This window comes from Pseudomonas sp. PS01303, from assembly GCF_029959385.1.
Classification (GTDB): Bacteria; Pseudomonadota; Gammaproteobacteria; order Pseudomonadales; family Pseudomonadaceae; genus Aquipseudomonas; species Aquipseudomonas rustica.
Window position 1 is genome coordinate 1 of the sequence record NZ_JASCPK010000332.1, and the last position, 427, is coordinate 427.

At 60.9% G+C, this 427-nt stretch carries 1 protein-coding gene; it reads right to left on the minus strand.

Going from position 1 to position 427, the window contains the following annotated elements; all coding sequences use genetic code 11:
• On the minus strand, positions 1 to 427 hold a 427-nt coding region (locus tag QMX93_RS31060; RefSeq protein ID WP_282359353.1), incomplete at both ends, for a hypothetical protein.

Below are 427 nucleotides of genomic sequence, written 5' to 3' on the forward strand. Positions count from 1 at the left end.
GGGTGGCGTTGACATGGTTCATCGCGCCGAGCGCGGCGTCCTCGATCAGCAACTGATAGTAGAGCTCCAGTTTGCCGCCGTTGATCGGCGTCAAATGCGCGCCGTCGATGGGGATCAGCAGCGGTTTTCCGGCACTGATGTCGCCCGCAGTGAGCGGGTACAGTGGCAGTTCCGGAAGGTAAGGGGTGAGTTCCGGGCGGGTGCCGAGCCAGAACAGTTTGATTGCCTGACCCTTGTCAAATGAGGTGTCGAACGGAATCTCGATGCGCACCTGTTTTAACGTCGGGTCGAGCGCGCCATTCACGGCGTCCAGTGCTTTGGGGGCGGCCAGGCGTTTGATCGCACCGATGGCGCTGATGAACTGTGATTTGGAAGGCATGTCGGGCGCGCCGCTGGCCTTCTTCAGGCGATAGGACAAGGCGATCTG